Genomic DNA, 751 nt, shown 5'->3' on the forward strand with positions numbered 1-751 from the left:
CCCTGGTCCACGCCTTTTTTGTTCTGGGGCAGGTTATAGGGCTGCATAAATTCTTCTTGCAGATACTTGCCAGTGTGGTCGAGTTGAATATATGTATCCATAACAGGCTCCTTATCTATTCCGTATTACATACTACACAATACGGTTTATTTTGCCAAGAGGGGAACCTTCGCTGCCTCCTTAATGATAATCTGTAATCTCGACATTTTCGGCATTATTGTTATTCCAATAGAAACAGACGCGATACTGGTCATTAATTCGTATAGAATGCTGTCCGTTCCTGTCTCCTCTGAGCGCTTCAAGACAGTTCGACAGGGGTATCCTCAAATCCTCGATGACACTTGCGACATGAATAGCGGTCAGTTTGTTGAATGCCCGTGCTTGAATATCCACCGGCAATCTCTTTGACACCGTGCCATTAAAGATTTTCTGAGTTTCCTTATCATTGAATGATTTAATCATCGTCTATATGTCAAATATGACTGAGTCCTGAAAGCGTGTTGTAAATCCCTCGCATCATCCTACTAATCAACCCGCGGAAAAGAAAGAGGGCTGCGATTGTTCCACTCACGCCCCAGTTTTAACCGCCCTAAAGGGCGGGGAATTAAACCCCAAGGGATTAAAGGTAAGCAACGCACCGCTTCCGGCAAATTCCGGCGTTGCCAAACGACAGATAGGTGCGGTATCTTTCCTCTGTATCATCTCTAGCTCTGGAGGTAGTCATGCAGACGGAAAAAGCGGCGCAGAAAGT

1 protein-coding gene is annotated in these 751 nt (G+C 45.3%); it reads right to left on the reverse strand.

Annotated elements, in window-relative coordinates; all coding sequences use genetic code 11:
* Positions 1 to 180: 180 nt before the first annotated feature.
* Positions 181 to 462 (reverse strand): type II toxin-antitoxin system RelE/ParE family toxin, encoded by a 282-nt coding sequence (locus tag AWU74_RS06850; protein ID WP_062328694.1) that lies wholly within the window; start codon positions 460 to 462, stop codon positions 181 to 183.
* Positions 463 to 751: the final 289 nt, after the last annotated feature.

This window comes from Treponema endosymbiont of Eucomonympha sp. (assembly GCF_001028545.1).